Here is a 19110-nt window from a genome sequence, read left to right on the forward strand (position 1 = left end):
TTCATTCGAAATCTCCTCGTTCATCTTGCCGAGAAAATTCTACGTTTGCAGCCCCTTAAAATCGGGGGGGATTACCCTGCGCCACCCGCGCAACCGACACGCCAAGTGCCGTCGTCTGCAAACAGATCGACCGCTTCTCCTCGTCCGTCCAAAGCCGCTTCGTCCGACGCGCCATAAAGGCCCCATGGTGTCCACTATCCCATGGTGGACACTATCGATCACCCGCTACGCGAGGCAGTGCAGCGACGCCGGACGCTTACTCTCCAACAACTTGCCGCGCAGCTCAAGCTGGTGAACCTTCGCCTCTGCGTCCCAGTTCACCACCACCGTCTTGATCCACCCTCGAAGATCTTTGCTGGCGCGGCCTGAAACAGAGGGCGTTCGACAGAATGCCTGGGTGGCGTCAACGATGACAAGGCAAAGGGCTACGGCAGAGACCGGAACGTTGTCAGCGACACTCGGGAGGCAAGAAATCGAAACAGCTTTGGGTGGCGCGCGACAACGGCGCGGCTTTCTGCATTGTCCCGGATCGCCGTCCCGACCAAACGCAGAACGCAGACCGCGGCTATCCCCGCCGGAGCCGCGAGATCAGGAACCAAAGAGGCGCAAGTACGACGACGACAGCGCCCGGGAAGAGGCCGATGCGCGTGGTCGTCGGCCCGATGACTGTGAAGGTCGCGCAGAACAAGTAGCCGACGCTGACCACGGCGATCGCGTAGGCCGTACCCCGGCAACGTTCCACATCAGGAACCGAAGGCCACCCATCTCCGAAAGACCGGCGACAACCGGCGCGATGGGCCAGGGAAATGACATGGCTCATTCCAGCATCTGCTCGGCCAGCAGCTTCTTCAGCTTCGCGTTCTCATCTTCGAGCGCCTTGAGCCGTCGGGCGTCCGACATCTCCAGCCCCCGAACTTGGCCTTCCAATTGTAGAACGTCGCCGAACTGATCCCTTGCTTGGGACATACATCCGCTGCCACCTCACCGCTCTTCGGCTTTTTCAGGATTGCAATGTTCTGCTCCTCCGTAAAGCGGGATCTCTTCATGCCGTCCGTCTCCTTCGTTGGGACGGGCTCTACCTCGATCGGGAACAGGAAACGGCTCTCACGTCAAACGCCGTGGCGAATTCTCACACACAAGACCTTTCAGGAGAGCAGGTCAACGCGATCCATCCGTCCTGGAGCCGCGGTGACATCCTCTCGCCCGGATTACATTTGTTTGATAAAGTGATTCAAAAGCGCATTATTTCCCGACCAGGGCGCACCAGAGACAGGATGCCCCATTAACTTGCGTTGCCGCCCTTGTCCTTTTCTCGTCATGCGCCAGTATGACAGGTAACGTACACACGGGTCCCAAGACCGGAACAACCGGGGTGGATCCCTTCGAGCTGAGCCTATGATACGACGGAAACGCGCAGGACTATTTTCTAAAATTTTGACAACGCTTGTCTTTTCCCTCACGGCGAGTGCGGCTATCGCTTTTGAGGGCAAGCTTCGCGTTGTTGGCGGAGACGATCGGATCGAAGGGCTGATGCAGCAGGCCTCCTTGGTTCTGACGGCGGCCGACGATGGAACGAGCAATCCGCAGGACATACTCGCCGCGGCGCAGGCGGATTATGGCCGACTGCTCGGCGCTTTGTATGACGCCGGATACTTCGGGCCGGTCGTCCGGATTTCCATTGATGGGCGCGAGGCCGCAAATTTGCCCCCCCTGACAAAACTGCCGCCGGTGCAGCGCGTCCGGATTGATGTTGACCCCGGACAGCGTTTCGAATTCGGGCGGGCAGAGGTCAAACCGCTGGCGCCCGGTACTGAGATCCCGGAGCAATTTACCAAGGGCAAGGCTGCCGGAACCGCGACCATTCGCGAGGCAGCCTCTGCGGGCGTGGAGGGCTGGCGCGCGGTGGGGCACGCCAAGGCGAATGTGACCGATCAGCAGATCACCGCAAACCACGAGACCGCCAAATTGGACGTGCTGCTCCGGATTACGCCGGGGCCACTTGTGCGCTTTGGGCGGACAGTGGTCAGCGGCGAGAGCGTGGTTCGGGAAAAGCGTATCCGTGAAATCGCCGGAATTCCGAAGGGCGAGGTGTTTGACGCCGAGATCCTCGAAGATGCCGCCACGCGGCTGCGCCGCACCGGGACCTTCAGCTCCGTAACGCTGCGGGAAGGCGACACCCTGGATGCAAACAATTCAATGGATATCGCCCTCGCGGTCACCGATGCCAAACCGCGCCGCTTCGGTTTTGGCGCCGAGCTTGAATCCTCCGAAGGGCTGACCTTGTCGACCTTCTGGCTGCATCGCAATTTTCTTGGCGGGGCAGAGCGTTTCCGTGTCGAGGGCGAGGTATCCGGGATCAGCGGCAACACGGACTCGCTTGATTACAAACTCGCAGTCAGCCTCGCCCGCCCGGCAACCATCACGCCGGAAACGGATCTGTTCATTCGCGCTGAACTCGAACAGCTCTCCGAGCCGACGTATTTCTCCCAGCAGGCCAGCGTCACGGTCGGCTTTACCCGCCAGGTGTCGCGTCAGCTGACAACAGAAGTGGCGGTTGGCTATCGCTATTCCGACGTCGAGGATGATCTGGGCAAACGGACCTTTTCGCATCTCGTCCTTCCGATGTCCCTGACCTGGGACCGCCGCGACAGCACGCTTGATCCGAAAACCGGCACCTACCTGCGGTTTGAAGCCATGCCTTATGCCGGGTTCGGCGGCAGCGCATCAGGCGGGCGCATCTATGCCGATGGCCGGGCCTATCGGGCCTTTGGCGAACAGCAAGGCGTCGTTTTGGCCGGGCGTCTGCAACTGGGATCCGTGATGGGCTCTTCGATCGCAGACACGCCCCCGGACCTGCTGTTTTATTCGGGCGGCAGTGGAACGGTACGCGGGCACGGCTACCAATCGCTTGGCATCACCTCGGGCAACGATGAAACCGGCGGACGGTCGTTCATCGGCGTGTCCGGTGAACTCCGCGCACGCTTTACCGACAGTCTTGGCGGGGTCGCCTTCTACGATGCGGGCTACATCGGTGCCAACAGTTTCATCGACGACACCGGTGGCTGGCACAGCGGGGCCGGTCTCGGTCTGCGCTACCAGACCGGTCTTGGGCCCATTCGGCTCGATGTCGCCACGCCGCTGACCGGAGACGGAAACGGCGTACAACTCTATCTCGGAATTGGACAGGCCTTCTGATGCGCTGGTATGTTGCCGCATTTTTCATTCTCTTTCAAACTGTTACCGCCATTGCGCAGAGTGCGCCCGAAGAAGACAAAGACCGGCTGACCCGCTTCATCGAAGAGACCCTCTCGGGCGCGGGCCGCCAGGTCACTGTCGAAGGGTTCAGCGGCGCGCTCAGCAGCCGCGCGACCATGGAGCGGCTGGCCATTTCCGATGATCAGGGCGTGTGGCTCGAACTGACCGGTGCGGTTCTGGATTGGAACCGCTCTGCGGTGCTGCTCGGCCGGATCGAGATCAACGAACTCTCGGCAGAGGTCATCCGCCTGCCTCGCCTGCCCGTGTCCGAAGGCACAGCGGCGAGCCCGGAGGCGACGCCCTTCGCGCTGCCCGACCTGCCGGTCAGCATCAACATCGAAAAGGTTGACGCCGCACGGGTGGAGCTTGGCGCACCTGTCGCGGGCGTTGCCCTTACGGCGTCGATCGCAGGCGACATGCGGTTGGCCGACGGCGAAGGTGCAGCAAATCTCGACGTTACGCGTCTCGACGGGCCGACAGGCGAATTCGACATTGCGGTCAGCTATTCAAACAGTTCCGAGGTGCTGGCCGTCGACGTCACGGTCGCCGAGGCCGAGGGCGGCATCATCGCCACGCAGATCGGCCTGCCCGGTGCGCCCGCGCTGGAACTGACCGCCAAGGGCGAGGGGGCGATCGACGATTTCGCCGCGGATGTCGTCCTGCTCAGCGATGGCGAAGAGCGGCTCTCCGGTCAGATCGGCACCGCCGCTGCAACCGGCGCGGACGGCGATCCGCGTGTGATCCGCGTGGACCTGACGGGCGATCTCGCGCCGTTGTTCGTCCCGCAATATCAGGCGTTTTTTGGCCCGGACGTGGGTGTAAAAAGCCGCATCAACCTTTATCCCGATGGCCGCATCGAAATGGACGAGCTGTCCGCCACCGCGGCCGCGCTCAATCTTAACGGCAGTTTCGCAATCGGCGCCGATGGCCTGCCAGAGCGGTTCCGCCTCGACGCCGTGCTGCGCGATGGCTCGGGCGCGCCGGTCCTGCTGCCCATGTCGGGCCCCGAGACAAGGCTGCAAATGGCGCTTCTCAACGCCAGCTTCGATGCAAGCCAGGGCCAATCCTGGACGCTCGAAGGCGATCTTAGCGGGCTTATGCGCGATGATCTGAAACTCGATACCATGACGCTAAGGGCGGGCGGCGTGATCGCGGAGGGGGCAAGCCCCCGCGTCACCGCGCGCATCGATGCCGAGGCGGATGGAATTGCTCTGTCCGATCCCGCCTTGCAGCAAGCTTTGGGCCGCACCGCCGATTTCGGCGCGGACATTGCATGGCAAAGCGGCGCGCCGGTTTCGTTCGACGATCTATCCCTGCGCGCAGAGGGTCTATCGCTCAGCGGCTCGGGCGCGCTGGACACCTCGGGCACCGAACCGGTCGTCAGCGGCGCGTTGAGCGCAACGCTCGACTCCCTCGGCCGTCTGTCGCAACTCGCCGGACAGGAACTTGGCGGCGCGATCACGGCAGAGCTCGATGGGCAGGCCGCGCCGCTCAGCGGCGGCTTCGACATCGAAATCACCGTGGATGGCAATAATCTCTCGGCGGGCATGACCGGCGTGGACGACATCCTGCGCGGCCAGAGCAGCATCCTCCTCTCCGCTTTGCGTGATCAAGACGGCCTGACCATCCGGCAGGCCGACGTGCGCGCGAACGGCGTGTCGCTGCAAGCCAATGGAACGCTGAAATCCGTCGAGGAAACGCAGCGTTTCGACGGCCTCGCGGCGCTGTCCTTTCAGGACCTCTCGCGGCTTTCCGAACTGGCCGGGCGCCGCCTTGCCGGCGATCTGAATGCCAATCTTGATGGCATGGCCCGGATAGACGGCACCCGCTTCGATGCCGAACTGACGGCCACGGGGCAGGGCCTCGCCGTGGGCATCGACGGCGTCGATGACATTCTGTCTGAGGCAACCGCGCTCGATATCTCTGCCTTGCGCGATGATGAGGGCATCCGCATCCGCCGCGCCGAAATCGACGGCAAGGGCGCAAAGGCCACGATCACCGGCCTGATCACGCCCTACGCCGACAGCCCCGGCTTCGATGGCATCGTCGAGGCACAGCTTGACGATCTTGGCGTGCTCTCCGCGCTTGCCGGGCGCGATCTGGGCGGCAGCCTGGACGCCCGCGTCAACGGCTTCGCTCTGCTTGATGCCTCGCAATTCGATCTCGACCTGCTCGCCAACGGCCAAAATCTGCGGACCGGCATGCCGGACGCGGACAGGCTGCTCACCGGGGCCTCCCGCCTTGCGGTCTCTGCCGCGCGCGATGGCGATGTGATCACGCTCGATCAGGCCGAGCTGACGGCAACAGGCGCCAGCCTCAACGCATCCGGCACCATCATCCCGACCGGCGATAATGCCGGGTTCGACGGGGCGGTGCGGGCGCGGATCGACAATCTTGGCGCCCTCTCGGCGCTGGCCGGGCGCGACCTCGGCGGCAGCCTCGACGCTTCTGTGAACGGCAACGCCCGCTTTGACGCCTCCACCTTCGATCTGACAGTGGTCGGTGAGGGGGAGGATCTGCGCGTGGGTATCCCGGATGCGGATGCGCTCTTCATGGGGCCGTCGCGGCTTGACGTCTCGGCCAAACGCGAGGACGGCGTGATTACCCTGCGTCAAGGCAACCTGACGGCCACCGGCATCACGGCCAGCGGCTCGGGCGAACTGCGGGACAGCGACGGCACGCTCGATTTCAACGCCCGTCTGGCCAATCTCGGCCGTTTCGTTCCTGATCTTTCGGGCCCCGCCACGGTCTCCGGCCGTGCCGTGCAAAGCGCCAGTGGGCTGACTGTCACCATCGACGGCGCCGCGCCTCGTGCAATTGCCGTGAACGCCGACATCACTCTGCCAAAGGGCGGCGAGCCGAGCGTGCGCTTTGACTCGTCCATCGGCTCCTTGGCCTGGATTGCCCCTGAACTTGCTGGCCCGGCGAGTGTGCGCGGCACCGCGCGGCAAAACGGCAGCCAATGGGTGATCGACACAAACGCCAGCGGCGCCGGCGGTGTTACCGCCACGATTTCCGGAACGGTCGCTCAGGATGTCAGCACGGCGAATATCGAGGCCACCGGCACCCTGCCACTCGCCTTGGCGAACAACCGCCTCAGCCCGAATTCGGTTCAGGGACTCGCAAGGTTCGATCTGCGGCTGAACGGCCCTCTGGCGTTGTCTTCGCTCAGCGGTCAGATCACCACATCCGGCACTCGCTTTGCGATCCCGAGCCTGCGCAATGCGCTCACCGGGATCGACGCCACGGTGTCGCTCTCGGGCGGCTCCGCCCAGTTCGACGCCTCCGGTAATCTCGACACCGGCGGCGGAGTTGGTCTGCAGGGGCGCGTGCGTCTTGCTGCTCCGATGGTGACCGAAGCGGTGATCGAGCTTAACGACCTGCGTGTCACCGATCCGCAGCTCTACGAAACGCGCGCCAATGGTCAGCTTCGCCTCAGCGGCACCGCCCCGTCCGGTCTCGCCCTCACCGGACGGCTTGATCTTGGCGAAACGGAGTTGCGCGTTCCGAACACCGGCATCGGCTCCTACGGCGATGTGCCGGATATCCGTCATGTCAACGAACCCGCCGCAGTGCGCCAGACCCGCAGCTATGCCGGGCTTCTGGACGTCACGGGCGCCGGGTCGGGCGGTGGCGGCGGCAGCTCTGCCATCACGCTCGACGTGACAATCAACGCCCTCAACCAGATCTTCGTGCGCGGGCGCGGACTCGATGCCGAACTCGGCGGCACGCTGCGCGTCACCGGCACCACCGCCGACGTGATCCCGCAGGGGCGCTTTGACCTGATCCGTGGTCGTCTCGATATCCTTGGAAAACGCCTGACGCTCGAAGAGGGCTCGGCCCGTCTGCAGGGCGATCTGTTGCCGACCCTGCGCCTCGTGGCCAAGACAACCGCCGAAGATACAACGGTTTTCGTCACCATCGAAGGCCCGGCGGACTCGCCGGATATCAAGTTCACGTCCGATCCGTCCCTGCCCGAAGACGAAGTGCTGGCGCGGCTGCTGTTTGGCAAGGGGATCAGCTCGATTTCCGCGTTGCAGGCGGTGCAACTGGCCTCTGCCGTCGCGACCCTGGCGGGCAAGGGGGGCGTCGGCATTATCGAGAAGCTGCGCCAGAATACCGGCTTCGACGATCTTGACGTCTCGACCGATGGCGACGGTGGCGCGACCGTGCGCGCAGGCAAGTACATTAGTGAAAACGCCTATACCAATGTCGAAATCGACAGCAGCGGCCAGACTTCGATCAATCTCAATCTCGACCTGACCGACAGCACGACGCTGCGCGGGCAGGTGGGGTCGGATGGCACAACCGGCATCGGCGTGTTCTTCGAGCGCGACTACTGATCACCCACGGCACGGGGGGTCATCCCGTGCCGTCTCTCGCCGCCTTTTTGGTCAGCCCGTTGATGTAACAGACAAGATTATCGGCGCTCACCGGCCGGGAAAAGTGATAGCCCTGCAGCACATCGCATCCCAGATCTCGCAGGAGCGTCGCCTGATCCTCGGTCTCGACCCCCTCCGCGATGGTATAGATTCCAAAGCTTTCCGCGATTTCGACGATGGCGTGAACCAGCCTGTGATGGCGGTCGCCGACATCCACCGGCTGGATCAGCCGCCTGTCAATCTTGAGCGCGTTTGGTGAAATCGCCATCAGTGCGATTACCGATGCATGACCCGATCCAAAATCGTCGATCTCGATTTCGATCCCCGCTTCGCGCAGCTGATCGAGGTGGAAGCGGAAGATGTCCCCCTCTTCCTCCACGAGAATTGATTCAAGAAGCTCGAAAGCCACCTTGGTCCCACAGGACAGGATCGCCTCGGCAGCGTCGAGGATCTCCGGGTCGCGCATTCGACCGGAACTGACATTGAACGCGATCTTGGGAATGATCAGGCCTTGCGCGCGCCAATCCTTCAGGAGTGCCCCGGCCTTGCGCAGCATGATCCCGTCAAGATCGGGAACGATGCGCAGCTGATCCGCGACGCGCAGGAACCGGTCCGGCGCAAGCAGGCCATGTTTCGGGTGTTGCCACCGCAGCAGCGTCTCGATCCCATGCAGTTTTCCGCTGATCGCGCAGATCTGCGGCTGGAAAAACGGCACGAACTCATCCCGATCCAGCGCGCCCTGCAGATCGGCTGCGATCTTGCGATCCTCAAGGATCCCTGCCTTCAGCGCCGGGGTAAAGAGCTCGGAGCGGTTGCGGCCTTTTTCTTTGGCCCGGAACAGCGCGGCATCGGCAAAATAGAGAAGATCTTCGCCATCTTGTGCCAGATCCGCGATATGCGCGATGCCGAAACTGGCCTCCACCTGACAGCGGCGGCCCTGGTAGATAAACGGTTGCTCAAGGGCGCTCTTGATCTGTTGCGTCAGCGCCTCGGCCTCGGCTTCGCCGCTGCCGGGGGCCAGCAACAGCGCAAATTCATCGCCGCCGATCCGCGCGGCAAGGTCATCCCGGTTCAGCGCGCGCAGAAGGATGCGCCCGATATGATGCAACACCGCGTCCCCGGCCTCGTGGCCAAGCGTATCGTTGACGTATTTGAACCGGTCCCCATCCACGCGGACAAGCGTACAGCTTTGCGGGCTGTCTGCGGCCTTTGCCGCCGCGCGTCTCTGCGCCAGGATCTTGTCGAAATAGCGCCGGTTGGCGAGATTGGTCAGCGGATCGTGGAAAACCTGCCATTCGCTACGCGCCCGCATCGATTCGGCCAGCCGCTTGGCCCGGCGCAGGTCCTCTTCGCGTTTTACATCAAGGGTCACGTCATGAATCGTTCCGATCCACGTGACAGACCCGTCCTCACCGGCATTGGGCGTCGCCGAACCGGACAGCCAAAGCGCCCCGCGTGTCGGGTGTTCAAAGCGAAAGCGATGATTCCACTGGGTCATTCCGGCGCGGGAGCGCTCCATGGAACTGTGCAGTTTCGTAAAATCCCGCGGCCGCATTTGTGCTCGCATCTTGAGGAAAAACGTATCCGGAACGGCGCCGTCAAAGCCGAAGAGGGCACGCATCCGGGCGCTGCAATACCGCAAGGAGGCATTGCCCGCCGCGTCGCGATACAATTCGAAAATCCCCGCGGGTGCATTGTCTGCGATCGTGGTCAGACGCTTGTGCGCCTCCTCCAGCGCAACCCCCGTTGCATCCGCCGCCGCCCGCGTCAGCACACGTTCGGTTACGTCGAGAATATTTCCGAACCATGTGATTGATCCGTCCCGTTCGGGAACGGGAATGGCCGAACACATCAGCCACCGTTCGCCATGTTGCGGATGGTCGATCCGGAACTGCCCGTGCAGATCCTGCATGGTGCGTCTCGATTCCGCGAACAGCCACTGCACCTGTTCCGCATCCTCGGGCTGGAGCGTTTCCAGCGATAGGTCGCTGTCTTCCCGAAGTTTTGCGGCATCAACGCCAATGATGCGCGGGAATTTGTCACTGAAATACGGGAGCGACTTGGTTCCATCCGCGTTTTCGCGGAACTCGAAGAGTGCGCCGGGCGCGCTATCGACCAGCATGCGCAGGCGGGCATGGCTGCGGCGCTCCTGCACGATGGCCTCTTCGCCGGTGGGGCTCTCGCGCACCGGCACCCGCGCCGAAACCTGACCAAGCAGGAAAACGGTGCCTTGTTCGTTCGATCTGATGGTCGTCACGCTGTAGCGCTGCGCGCATCCCCCGAGCGCGACATGGGGTGCCGCGCGGTCCGACGCCGCCCCCTGAAGCGCGGCGGCGATGCGCTTCAACGCGTCCTGTTCGGACACGCTCAGCAGCAGTCGGGCATCGAAGCTGCGGCATGGGGCAGAGTCGAGCCCATGACGCCGGGCAAACGCAGCATTGGCGACAAGCGTCTCGCCATCGGCGCTGGCGATCCACGCTGGACTGCCCGCACTCTCGAACAACTGTGTGAACGCCGAAAGGACGCCGTCATCGATCATCACTGGTCTCTCGTAATTCCGCTACAGGCTCTACCTGCAAAGTCTGAAAGACATGCTAAAATCGCACCGGGCTGCCCTTTGGTCAGGCCTCACGATTGACCCCGCAAAAGCTTGATGCGATGAAGTCGCCACAAACTGCGGATACCGCCGCAGGGCGAGGGACGGAGTCAATATACCATGTCGCAGAACGGGCTTTGCTGGGTTGCCGCCGATTGGGGCACCACACATCTGCGGGTTTGGCTCATGGCTGCGGACGGCGCCATTCTGGAGCGCCGCACCTCTCCCAAGGGCATGGGAAGCCTGACGCCCGACCAATACGAACCCGTGCTGCTGGACCTCCTTGGGGACGCGCTGCCCGAGGGCGAGACGCCGGTGGTGATCTGCGGCATGGCCGGCGCGCGGCAGGGCTGGATCGAGGCCCCCTACGCCGCCGTGCCCTGCACCGTTCCCGGCATCGACCGCGCGACCCGCGCCCCGACCCGCGATCCTCGGCTTTCCGTATCCATCCTGCCCGGGCTGAGCCAGGCACAGCCCGCTGATGTCATGCGCGGGGAGGAGACGCAGATCGGTGGTTTTCTCGCCGCCGAGCCGGGCTTTGACGGTGTGCTCTGCCTGCCCGGAACCCATTGCAAATGGGCGCATATTTCTGCCAGGGAGGTTGTCTCCTTCCGCACCTTCATGACCGGGGAATTGTTTTCTCTGCTCGGGCGGCACTCCGTCCTGCGCCACTCCATCGGCGAAGGCTGGGACGAGGCGGCCTTTACCGAGGCGGTCTCGGACACGCTGTCCCGCCCCGCCGGGATCGGGGCCGAGCTGTTCTCGCTCCGCGCCGCGCAGCTCCTGCATGACCAGTCGCCGGACATCGCCCGCGCGCGCCTCTCGGGGCTGCTGATCGGCCTAGAACTCGCGGCCGCGCGGCCTTACTGGCTCGGCCAGGAGGTTGTGATCCTCGGCGAAGACGCGCTGGCCAAGGCCTACGAGGCCGGCCTGAACAGCCAATCCGCCACCTGTCGCCGCGTCCCGGCAGACGACGCAACCCTGCAGGGGCTCAAGGCGGCCTTTGCCCAGTTGAAAGCATCCCAATGACCCGAGAGCTCATCGCCATCCTGCGCGGCATCACCCCGGATGAGGCCATCCCCATGGCCGAGGCCCTGATCGACGCGGGCATCACCCGGATCGAAGTGCCGCTGAACTCCCCTGACCCCTTCGACAGCATCAAGGCCATGCTCGATGTGGCGCAGGGCAGGGCGCAGATCGGCGCGGGCACCGTGCTCGACCCGGCGGATGTCAATCGTCTGGCGGATCTCGGCGCGCATCTGGTGGTTTCGCCCGATTGCAACCCGCGTGTGATCGTGGCGACCAAACAGGCCGGAATGCTCTCTTACCCGGGCGTCTTTACCGCGACGGAGGCCTTCACCGCCCTGCGCAATGGCGCGGACGGGCTGAAATTCTTTCCTGCCTTCAAACTGGGCACCGACGGCATCGCCGCGCTTAAGGCGGTCCTGCCTGCGGAGACCAAGACCTACGCCGTGGGCGGCGTCGGCCCGGAGAACTTCGCGGACTGGCTGAACATCGGTATCACCGGCTTCGGTATCGGCTCCAACCTGTTCAAACCGGGGCGCAGCGTCACGGATGTGGCGGCCCGCGCCCGGGAGATGGCGGCGGCCTACGACGCCGCGCTTTAAGCGCATCGAAAGAACGGCTTTGCCTTTCCCGAAAGGGCTTGCGCAAAGCGCCGTGCTCTGCCCCCATGCCCGCAACAGGGCAAAGGGAGCGCGCAGCTTGAGCATTCACAAACGGATCGTCGACGACCTCGTCGCCAACGACATCCGCTTCATGACCACCGTTCCATGCAAGCAGCTGGCCGGGGTGATCGCGGAAATCGAAACCCGCGCAGAAATCCGTCACGTTCCCGCCAACAAGGAAGACGAAGGCATGGGCCTGTGCGCCGGGGCCTTCCTTGGCGGACAGCGCAGCGCGATCATCATGCAGAATACGGCCCTCGGCGTCACGATCAACACGCTCGCGACACTGATCCAGTTCTACCGCCTGCCGCTGCCCATGCTGATCTCCTATCGCGGCGAAATCGGAGAGCCGGTGGCCTGTCAGGTGGAGATGGCCATCCACACAAAGGCGCTTCTGGCGCAGCTGCACATCCCCACCTACCATTTCCACCGCCGCTCCGACGTCGAAGAACTGGACGGTATCCTGAAGCATTGCTTCATGGCGTCAAAGCCGGTGGCCATCCTCACCGACGCGACCTTCTGGAAAGGAGACCTGGCATGATCCGCGCCGACATCCTCCGCGACATCGCTCCGCTGATCCGCGACCACCTCGTGGTCTGCAATATCGGCATCCCGAGCCAGGAACTGCACGCCATCGACGACCAGCCGACGAATTTCTACATGCTCGGCACCATGGGGCTGGCGTCCTCCATCGGGCTCGGCCTTGCCCTGTCGCAGGACAAACCCGTGATCGCCATCGACGGGGACGGCTCGGTCCTGACCAATCTCGGTACGCTTCCGACCATCGGAAACAACAGCGACGGCCACCTGATCCTGCTGATCATCGACAATGGCAGCTACGGCTCCACCGGGGATCAGCCGACCTACACCGGCAAACGCACCTCGCTTGCGGGCATGGCACGGGCGGCGGGCTGTTCGCGGGTCATCGAGATCGAAGGCAAGGACACCCAAGCCGCGCTGAAAGACGCGCTGAACACCACCGGAACCACGGTCATCATCTGCAAATGCGACAGCGGCAACGAGGCGATGCCGGTGATCACCATGGACCCGGTTACCATCCGGGACCGTTTCATGGCGTCCGTACAATCCTGAAGCGGGAAGATCGTCATCCGCCCGAATAGTCACCGCCGTTCGACCGCCGCGCGCCATTCTTCCAGAAATCGGGACTTCTTCAGCGGATCGACATAGATCAGCAGCCCGGGATCGAGCCGGATCGGGCGCAGATGGGGTCCGCCAGCCAGCGCGGCCTCGTCGATGCGGGCAAAGCCGGTGCGCTCCGCGATCAGGGTTTGCCCTGCGTCCGAGATCAGGAAGTCGATGAAACCGCGCCCGAGGTCCGGGCTTTGCGCGCGGGTCGGCACAAAGGCCGTGCGCAGCAGCACCTGCGTATAGTCCCGCAATTCGATCATCGCCCCGTCCGGCCAGCCTTCGAGCCGGTCCGCGAGGTAGGAGCCCAGCACGTTGTAGGCCAGGATCAGCTTGCCCGCCTGCAGATCGTCCAGCATCGCCCCCGTGGAGGCATAGAGCCGGGGGGACAGCCCGCCCATCACCTCCGACATACGCCAGAAGGTGTCCGACTGTCGCGCATCCTGCGAGGCAAACAGATAGCCCGCGCCGGAGGCCGCCGGATCATAGGTGCCGATGCGTCCGGCGAAAACCTCCGGGTTGTCGCGCATCAGCCGGATCAGATCCTGCCGGGTTTGCGGCAGCGGACCGGGACCCAGCGCCCGGCGCGAGACAGCCATGACCACCGGCTCTTGTGTAAAGCCGAAAAGCTGATCGCGCCAATGCGCCCAGGCCGGCAGACGGGCGGTCGCTTCCGAGCTGTGCGCCAGCGCAAGCCCGTCATTGGCCAGTTTCATCTGCAGGTCCATGGCCGAGGAAATGGCCAGATCGAAGGCCGCGTCTTCGTCGGCGATGGCGGCATAGACCGCCTGCGTGTTGCTCACCACGTAGTGGACCGACACGCCGGGGTTGCGCGACTGATAGGCCTCGATCATCGGGGCAAAGATCCGGGTGTCCGTAGAGGACAGGATATGCAGTGTCGCACGCTCCGGATCGGCTCTGAACCAGCGGTGCTCCTCGATCTCAAAGGCCTGCGTGGCCAGACCCCAGAGCATCAGGCCAAGGGCAATGAAAACCGTGCGCATGCGCCGCCTCCTATCCGATCCGTCAGATCCAATGTGCCGCCATAGGCCTCTGCCACCTCTGTGACGATCGCAAGGCCGAGCCCCGAGCCGACGACATCGGCGACATTGCCGCCGCGCTCGAACCGCTGCCCCAGCGCATCAAGCTCCAGTCCGCCAAGCCCGCGCCCCCGGTCGCAGACCGTGATGAGAGCCATGCTCTCTTCCGTCGCCAGCGAGACACACACCTCGCCGAGCTCGTCGGAATACTTGATGGCATTGTCGATCAGGTTGCGGATCACTGTCTCGATCAGCAGCCGGTCGGCGGCGATCATCACCGCTTCGGGCGGGGCCGCATAGTGCAGATCCACATCCCGCAACTCCGCCGAGGGGCGGAACCCCTCGACAATATCCGCGATCAGCCGGTCGAGCGCCATCTCTTCGTCGCTGCGCTGATCGGTGCGATAGATCACCGCCGCATGATCAAGCAACTGGCTGGCCGACCGGGCGGTGTTGTCCGCAAGGCGGATGATCTTGCGCAGCTGCCTGCGGGTTTCCTCGTCCTCGGACTGGCGCAGGGCAATCTCGGATTGTGCCCGCAGCGTGGCCAGCGGCGTACGAATGTAATGCGCCGCCTCGGCGATGAACGTTTCCGTCCGCGACAGCGCCCCGGACAGCCGCCCGATAAAGCCGTTCAGCGCATTGACCAGTGGCCCCAGTTCCTCCGGCACCTGCCGCCGCACCGGGCGCAGATCCTGTGGGCCGCGCCGGGTGACCGCCCCCGCCAGCTCATTCACCGGCTGCAGCACGGAACGCGCCATGGCCACCGCCAGCAACGCGGCGAGCGCAAAGAACCCGGCCCCCAGCAACAACGCCCTGTTGGTCAACCCCGCCACGATACTCTCCTGAACGGAGCGGGTCTGGGCCACGGCGATCACCACCGGCACCGTCTTCCCCGCCACCAGAACCGAGCGTCCTACCGCCGCCACGCGCACTGCATAGCCAAGGTGCGACGCATCATAGAATTCCGGGTCCAGACCCGTCGGCGCAACAGCGGGCAGCGGCAGATCGGCGTATCCCGTGGCCAGTGTGCCGTTCACCTCGATCCGATAGAAAATCCGATCGTTGCCTAGAGCGCCCAGCATCGAAAACGCCGAATAGGGAATGTCGATGTCGATCCCATCCGTCCCGCCGCGCAACTCTTCGGCGATGGAAAGTGTCGCCGCGCCCAGGATCCGGTCCTGTGTCTGCTCCACGGCAGCATCCGCCACCGTGCGAATCGAATAGAACAAAAGCCCCGCCAGCGCCGCCGCCACCACCAGAAGCTGCGCGGTCAGGCGCCTCCGGATGGAAAAACTGTGGTGCGTGCGACTCATCCGGAGGTCAGCCGGTAGCCCACGCCGCGCACCGTCTCGATCTTGGCCCGGCTCCCGTCCAGCTTCTTGCGCAGCCGTCCCACATAGACCTCGATGGCGTTGTCGCTGACCACCTCACTGACCGAAAACAGCCGGTCATACAGGTGGGCCTTGGAAAAGATCCGCTCCGGCGCGCTCATCAGTATCTCGAACAGTCGCAACTCCCGGTTGCGAAGCTCCCGCCGCTCCCCGTTGAAGGAAATCGCCGCCTTCATCGGATGAAAGGTCAGCCCGGCAAAGCTCTGGACGTTCTCCGCCTGTCCGCTCTGACGCCGCAGCACCGCCCGAACCCGCGCGGAAAGCTCAAGAAAATCAAACGGTTTCGTGATGTAGTCATCCGCGCCACTGTCCAGCATCGCCACCCGGTCCGACACCGCGGACCGCGCGGTCATGACGATCACCGGCGTCGCCCCGCGTGCCGCGCGATGGCGGGCGAGGAAATCCCGCCCATCGCCGTCCGGTAGCATGATATCGAGCAGGATCAGATCATATTGCGCCACCGCAAGATGATCTTCCGCCGCCGCCAGGGTTCCGGCCCAATCCACCGCGTGACCGTCCAGCGACAGCCGCGTCTGCACCGTTTCCGCAAGGTCGGCGCTGTCCTCCACCAGCAGAAATCGCATTTTTCCTCCCCTTGCCCGCCAGATGACAGGTTCCTGTCAGGTTGTGTCTCAATTTTGCGCGATGCAAGGCGTCCCGGGAGGGGGCGCCGGACCTTTTGGGAGGAATACCATGAAAATGTCCATCCGGGCGCTCGCCGCGAGCGTCGCCTTTACCCTTGTCGGCACCGCCTCTTTCGCGACGGAGTGCATCGCACCCGCGAACCCCGGCGGCGGCTGGGACTTCACCTGCCGCCAGATCGGCAAGATCCTCTTTGACATCGGGCAGGTCGACGCGCCGGTGCAGGTCACCAACATGGCCGGTGGCGGCGGTGGTCTGGCCTACAGCCACGTCGTGAACGAGCGCACCGACGACAACGATCTGATCATCGCCGCGTCCTCCGCCACCACCACCCGCCTCGCCCAGAACGCCTTTGCCGGGATGACCGCCGATCAGGTCCGCTTTGTCGGCGCCATCGGTGCCGATCCGGGCGTCATCGTCGTGGCCAACGACAGCCCCTTCCAGTCCCTCAATGACATGGTCGACGCGATCAAGGCCGATCCCGGCTCCGTCGCCTTCGCCGGTGGGTCCGCGGCAGGCGGCTTTGACCACCTCAAGGTGCTTCAGGTCCTGAAGGAAGCCGGCTTCGATGATATCCGCAAGATCAAGTACATCGGTGTCGACGGCGGCGCCGATGCAATCACCCAGACCGTCGGCGGCTTTACCCAAGGCATGACCGGCGACATGTCCGAGGTTGTCGGCTTCATCAAATCCGGTGAAGTCCGCGCCCTCGCCGTGCTGACCGAAGAGCGCGTTCCCGGCTTCGAGGACATCCCGACCGCCATGGAGCAGGGCATCGACGTTGTCGCCGTCAACTGGCGTGGTCTTTATGTCCCGAAAGACATCTCCGACGCGGATTTCGAAGCCTGGGGCGAGAAGCTCGCCGCTGTGGCGGCATCCGACGAATGGAAAGCCGCGATGGAGGCCAACGGTCTCGCACCCTTCACCAAGGTCGGCGGCGACTTCCAGTCCTGGGTTGATGGCGTCATCGCGGACACCGTGGAGCTCTCCAAGGAAATCGGTGTGATCCAGTGATGAAAAGCGACCGCGTCTTCGGGCTGGTCGTGATCCTCGGGGCGCTCGCGTATATCGCGAGCGCCTTCCAGATACAGACCAGCTTCCTCTCCGACCCCGTAGGCTCCAAGACCTTTCCGATCATCCTCGGCGTCACCGCGATTGTCTGCGGCCTCGTGATGCTGGTCAGACCGGATGCGGAGCCGGACTGGCCCGATCTGCGGACCCTTGTGAACATCGCCGTCGCCGTCATCGTGATGATCGGCTACGCCTACACCCTGAAACCGATGGGCTTTTTGCTTCCCACCGCGATCTGCGCCGGGATTCTCAGCTTTCAGATCACGCCGCGCGCTGTGCCGGCGGCGCTGACCGGCGTCGGCCTTTCGATCGGTCTCTTTATCATCTTCAAATATGTCCTCGGTCTCGGGCTGTCGCCCCTGCCCAAGGCGCTGATGGGATAAGCACATGGATCTCTTGTCTAATCTCGCGCTGGGCTTTGGCGTGGCCTTGTCTCCGTTTACCCTGATGCTGGCGGTCATCGGCTGTTTCCTCGGCACCATCATCGGGGCCTTGCCGGGCCTCGGGCCGTCGAATGGCGTCGCGATCCTGATCCCGCTGGCCTTTTCGCTGGGCCTTGATGCCACCGCCGCGCTCGTGCTGATGACCTCGGTCTATTACGGGGCCATGTACGGCGGCCGGATCAGCTCGATCCTGCTCAACATTCCCGGCGATGAACCGGCGCTGATGACCACGCTCGACGGCTATCCCATGGCCAAGGCGGGCCGGGCCGGGGACGCGCTGGTGCTGTCGGGCTTTGCCTCCTTCTTCGGGGCGCTCTTTGCCACCATCGGCCTGATGCTTCTGGCGCCGCTGCTGTCGCGTATCGCCTATCAGTTCGGCCCGGCGGAGTATTTCGCGCTCTACCTGCTCGCTTTCTCGACCCTTGGCGGCATTGCCTCCAACAATCAGGCCAAGGCGGCGCTCGCCTCCTGTATCGGCCTCGGCATCGCGATGATCGGCATCGACAACACCACCTCCATGCCGCGCTTTACCGGGGGCAACATGCACCTGATGGACGGCGTTGACTTCCTCGTCGCCATCGTCGGCCTGTTCGCCGTGGCAGAGGTCTTCATCTTTATCGAAAGCCACGGCAAGGGCTCCTCGATCGGCGTCAAGCTCGAAAAGGTGACGATCCCGGTCAAGGACCTCCTTGGCGGCTCCATGACCATGCTGCGCTCCTCGGCCATCGGCTTTGTCGCGGGCGTGTTGCCCGGGGCAGGGGCCTCGCTCGGCTCGTTCCTGGCCTACATGTCGGAAAAGGCCGTTCAGGGCGACAAGGCGGGCTTTGGCACCGGCAATCCGAAGGGTGTCATGGCGCCCGAGGCGGGCAACAACGCCGCTGCCGGGGGCGCGCTTGTCCCGATGCTGACGCTCGGCGTGCCCGGCTCCGGCACCACCGCCGTTCTGCTGGCGCTGCTGATGACGCTCAACATCACCCCCGGCCCGACGCTGTTCACCGATCGCCCGGATGTGGTCTGGGGCCTCATCGCCTCGCTGCTGATCGCCAACTTCGTGCTGCTGGCGCTCAACGTGCCGATGGTCAAGATCTTCGTGCGCATCCTCAGCGTGCCCGCATGGGTGCTGTTGCCGGGCGTGATGATGGTCTCCTTCGTGGGCATCTACTCGCTCTCGGGCAGCTACTTCGACCTGCTGCTGATGATCGGTTTCGGCTTGCTCGGCTGGTTCTTCCGCAAGCTCGACGTGCCCACGGTTCCGATCATCCTCGGCATCCTGCTGGGCAACAACATGGAAGACAGCCTGCGCCGCGCCATGGTGCTTTCGGACGGGGAGTGGACCTATCTCTTCTCCTCGCCCATCGCCATCGGCTTCTGGATCTTCGCCATCGCGGGTTTCGTCGCGCCGCTCTTCCTGCGCCGCATCTTGAAGAAACCGCAGGCGATCAGCGACTGATAT

Annotated in this window: 13 protein-coding genes and 1 pseudogene; 9 read left to right on the forward strand and 5 right to left on the reverse strand. The window is 63.9% G+C overall.

Going from position 1 to position 19110, the window contains the following annotated elements; all coding sequences use genetic code 11:
* Positions 1–819 precede the first annotated feature (819 nt).
* Positions 820–1046, reverse strand: a pseudogene (locus ACN2XU_RS16595) (transposase); the annotation flags it as partial.
* A gap of 388 nt (positions 1047–1434) precedes the next feature.
* On the opposite strand from ACN2XU_RS16595, the gene ACN2XU_RS16600 reads away from it, so the two are divergent.
* Both ACN2XU_RS16600 and ACN2XU_RS16605 read left to right on the forward strand, forming a co-directional pair.
* The gene (locus ACN2XU_RS16600; RefSeq protein WP_419411575.1) at positions 1435–3195 is read left to right on the forward strand and encodes an autotransporter assembly complex protein TamA; all 1761 of its coding nucleotides are present in this window, start codon (positions 1435–1437) and stop codon (positions 3193–3195) included.
* Positions 3195–7598 carry a translocation/assembly module TamB domain-containing protein gene (locus ACN2XU_RS16605; RefSeq protein WP_419411576.1) on the forward strand — a complete coding sequence of 1468 codons (4404 nt, stop codon included), beginning with the start codon at positions 3195–3197 and terminating at the stop codon, positions 7596–7598. The genes ACN2XU_RS16600 and ACN2XU_RS16605 overlap by 1 nt, the downstream gene beginning before the upstream one ends.
* A gap of 19 nt (positions 7599–7617) precedes the next feature.
* Here ACN2XU_RS16605 and ACN2XU_RS16610 read toward each other — a convergent pair whose 3' ends face one another.
* Positions 7618–10176 (reverse strand): sensor domain-containing protein, encoded by a 2559-nt coding sequence (locus tag ACN2XU_RS16610; protein ID WP_419411577.1) that lies wholly within the window; start codon positions 10174–10176, stop codon positions 7618–7620.
* Between the two features lie 177 nt (positions 10177–10353).
* On the opposite strand from ACN2XU_RS16610, the gene ACN2XU_RS16615 reads away from it, so the two are divergent.
* From ACN2XU_RS16615 to comE, 4 genes are all read left to right on the forward strand, one after another.
* On the forward strand, positions 10354–11262 hold the full coding sequence (locus tag ACN2XU_RS16615; protein WP_419411578.1) for a 2-dehydro-3-deoxygalactonokinase: 909 nt from the start codon (positions 10354–10356) through the stop codon (positions 11260–11262).
* Entirely contained in the window at positions 11259–11861 is a 603-nt protein-coding gene (locus ACN2XU_RS16620; protein ID WP_419411579.1) for a 2-dehydro-3-deoxy-6-phosphogalactonate aldolase, read from the forward strand. The genes ACN2XU_RS16615 and ACN2XU_RS16620 overlap by 4 nt, the downstream gene beginning before the upstream one ends.
* Positions 11862–11958: 97 nt before the next feature.
* Entirely contained in the window at positions 11959–12462 is a 504-nt protein-coding gene (locus ACN2XU_RS16625) for a sulfopyruvate decarboxylase subunit alpha (protein ID WP_419411580.1), read from the forward strand.
* On the forward strand, positions 12459–13013 hold the full coding sequence (gene comE / locus ACN2XU_RS16630) for a sulfopyruvate decarboxylase subunit beta (protein ID WP_419411581.1): 555 nt from the start codon (positions 12459–12461) through the stop codon (positions 13011–13013). The genes ACN2XU_RS16625 and comE overlap by 4 nt, the downstream gene beginning before the upstream one ends.
* A 29-nt stretch (positions 13014–13042) precedes the next feature.
* Here comE and ACN2XU_RS16635 read toward each other — a convergent pair whose 3' ends face one another.
* The 3 genes from ACN2XU_RS16635 to ACN2XU_RS16645 are packed head-to-tail and all read right to left on the reverse strand — an operon-like array spanning position 13043 to position 16085.
* Entirely contained in the window at positions 13043–14071 is a 1029-nt protein-coding gene (locus ACN2XU_RS16635) for an ABC transporter substrate-binding protein (RefSeq protein ID WP_419411582.1), read from the reverse strand.
* A complete protein-coding gene (locus ACN2XU_RS16640; RefSeq protein WP_419411583.1) occupies positions 14041–15423 on the reverse strand; it encodes a sensor histidine kinase N-terminal domain-containing protein in 1383 nt (460 codons plus the stop codon). The genes ACN2XU_RS16635 and ACN2XU_RS16640 overlap by 31 nt, the downstream gene beginning before the upstream one ends.
* Entirely contained in the window at positions 15420–16085 is a 666-nt protein-coding gene (locus tag ACN2XU_RS16645; RefSeq protein ID WP_419411584.1) for a response regulator transcription factor, read from the reverse strand. The genes ACN2XU_RS16640 and ACN2XU_RS16645 overlap by 4 nt, the downstream gene beginning before the upstream one ends.
* Positions 16086–16194: 109 nt before the next feature.
* On the opposite strand from ACN2XU_RS16645, the gene ACN2XU_RS16650 reads away from it, so the two are divergent.
* The 3 genes from ACN2XU_RS16650 to ACN2XU_RS16660 are packed head-to-tail and all read left to right on the forward strand — an operon-like array spanning position 16195 to position 19107.
* The gene (locus ACN2XU_RS16650; RefSeq protein WP_419411585.1) at positions 16195–17157 is read left to right on the forward strand and encodes a Bug family tripartite tricarboxylate transporter substrate binding protein; all 963 of its coding nucleotides are present in this window, start codon (positions 16195–16197) and stop codon (positions 17155–17157) included.
* Positions 17157–17597 (forward strand): tripartite tricarboxylate transporter TctB family protein, encoded by a 441-nt coding sequence (locus tag ACN2XU_RS16655; protein WP_419411586.1) that lies wholly within the window; start codon positions 17157–17159, stop codon positions 17595–17597. The genes ACN2XU_RS16650 and ACN2XU_RS16655 overlap by 1 nt, the downstream gene beginning before the upstream one ends.
* A 4-nt stretch (positions 17598–17601) precedes the next feature.
* Entirely contained in the window at positions 17602–19107 is a 1506-nt protein-coding gene (locus ACN2XU_RS16660; RefSeq protein WP_419411587.1) for a tripartite tricarboxylate transporter permease, read from the forward strand.
* Positions 19108–19110: the final 3 nt, after the last annotated feature.

Source organism: Pacificoceanicola niger, from assembly GCF_048553275.1.
In the GTDB taxonomy this organism is placed as follows: Bacteria; Pseudomonadota; Alphaproteobacteria; order Rhodobacterales; family Rhodobacteraceae; genus Pacificoceanicola.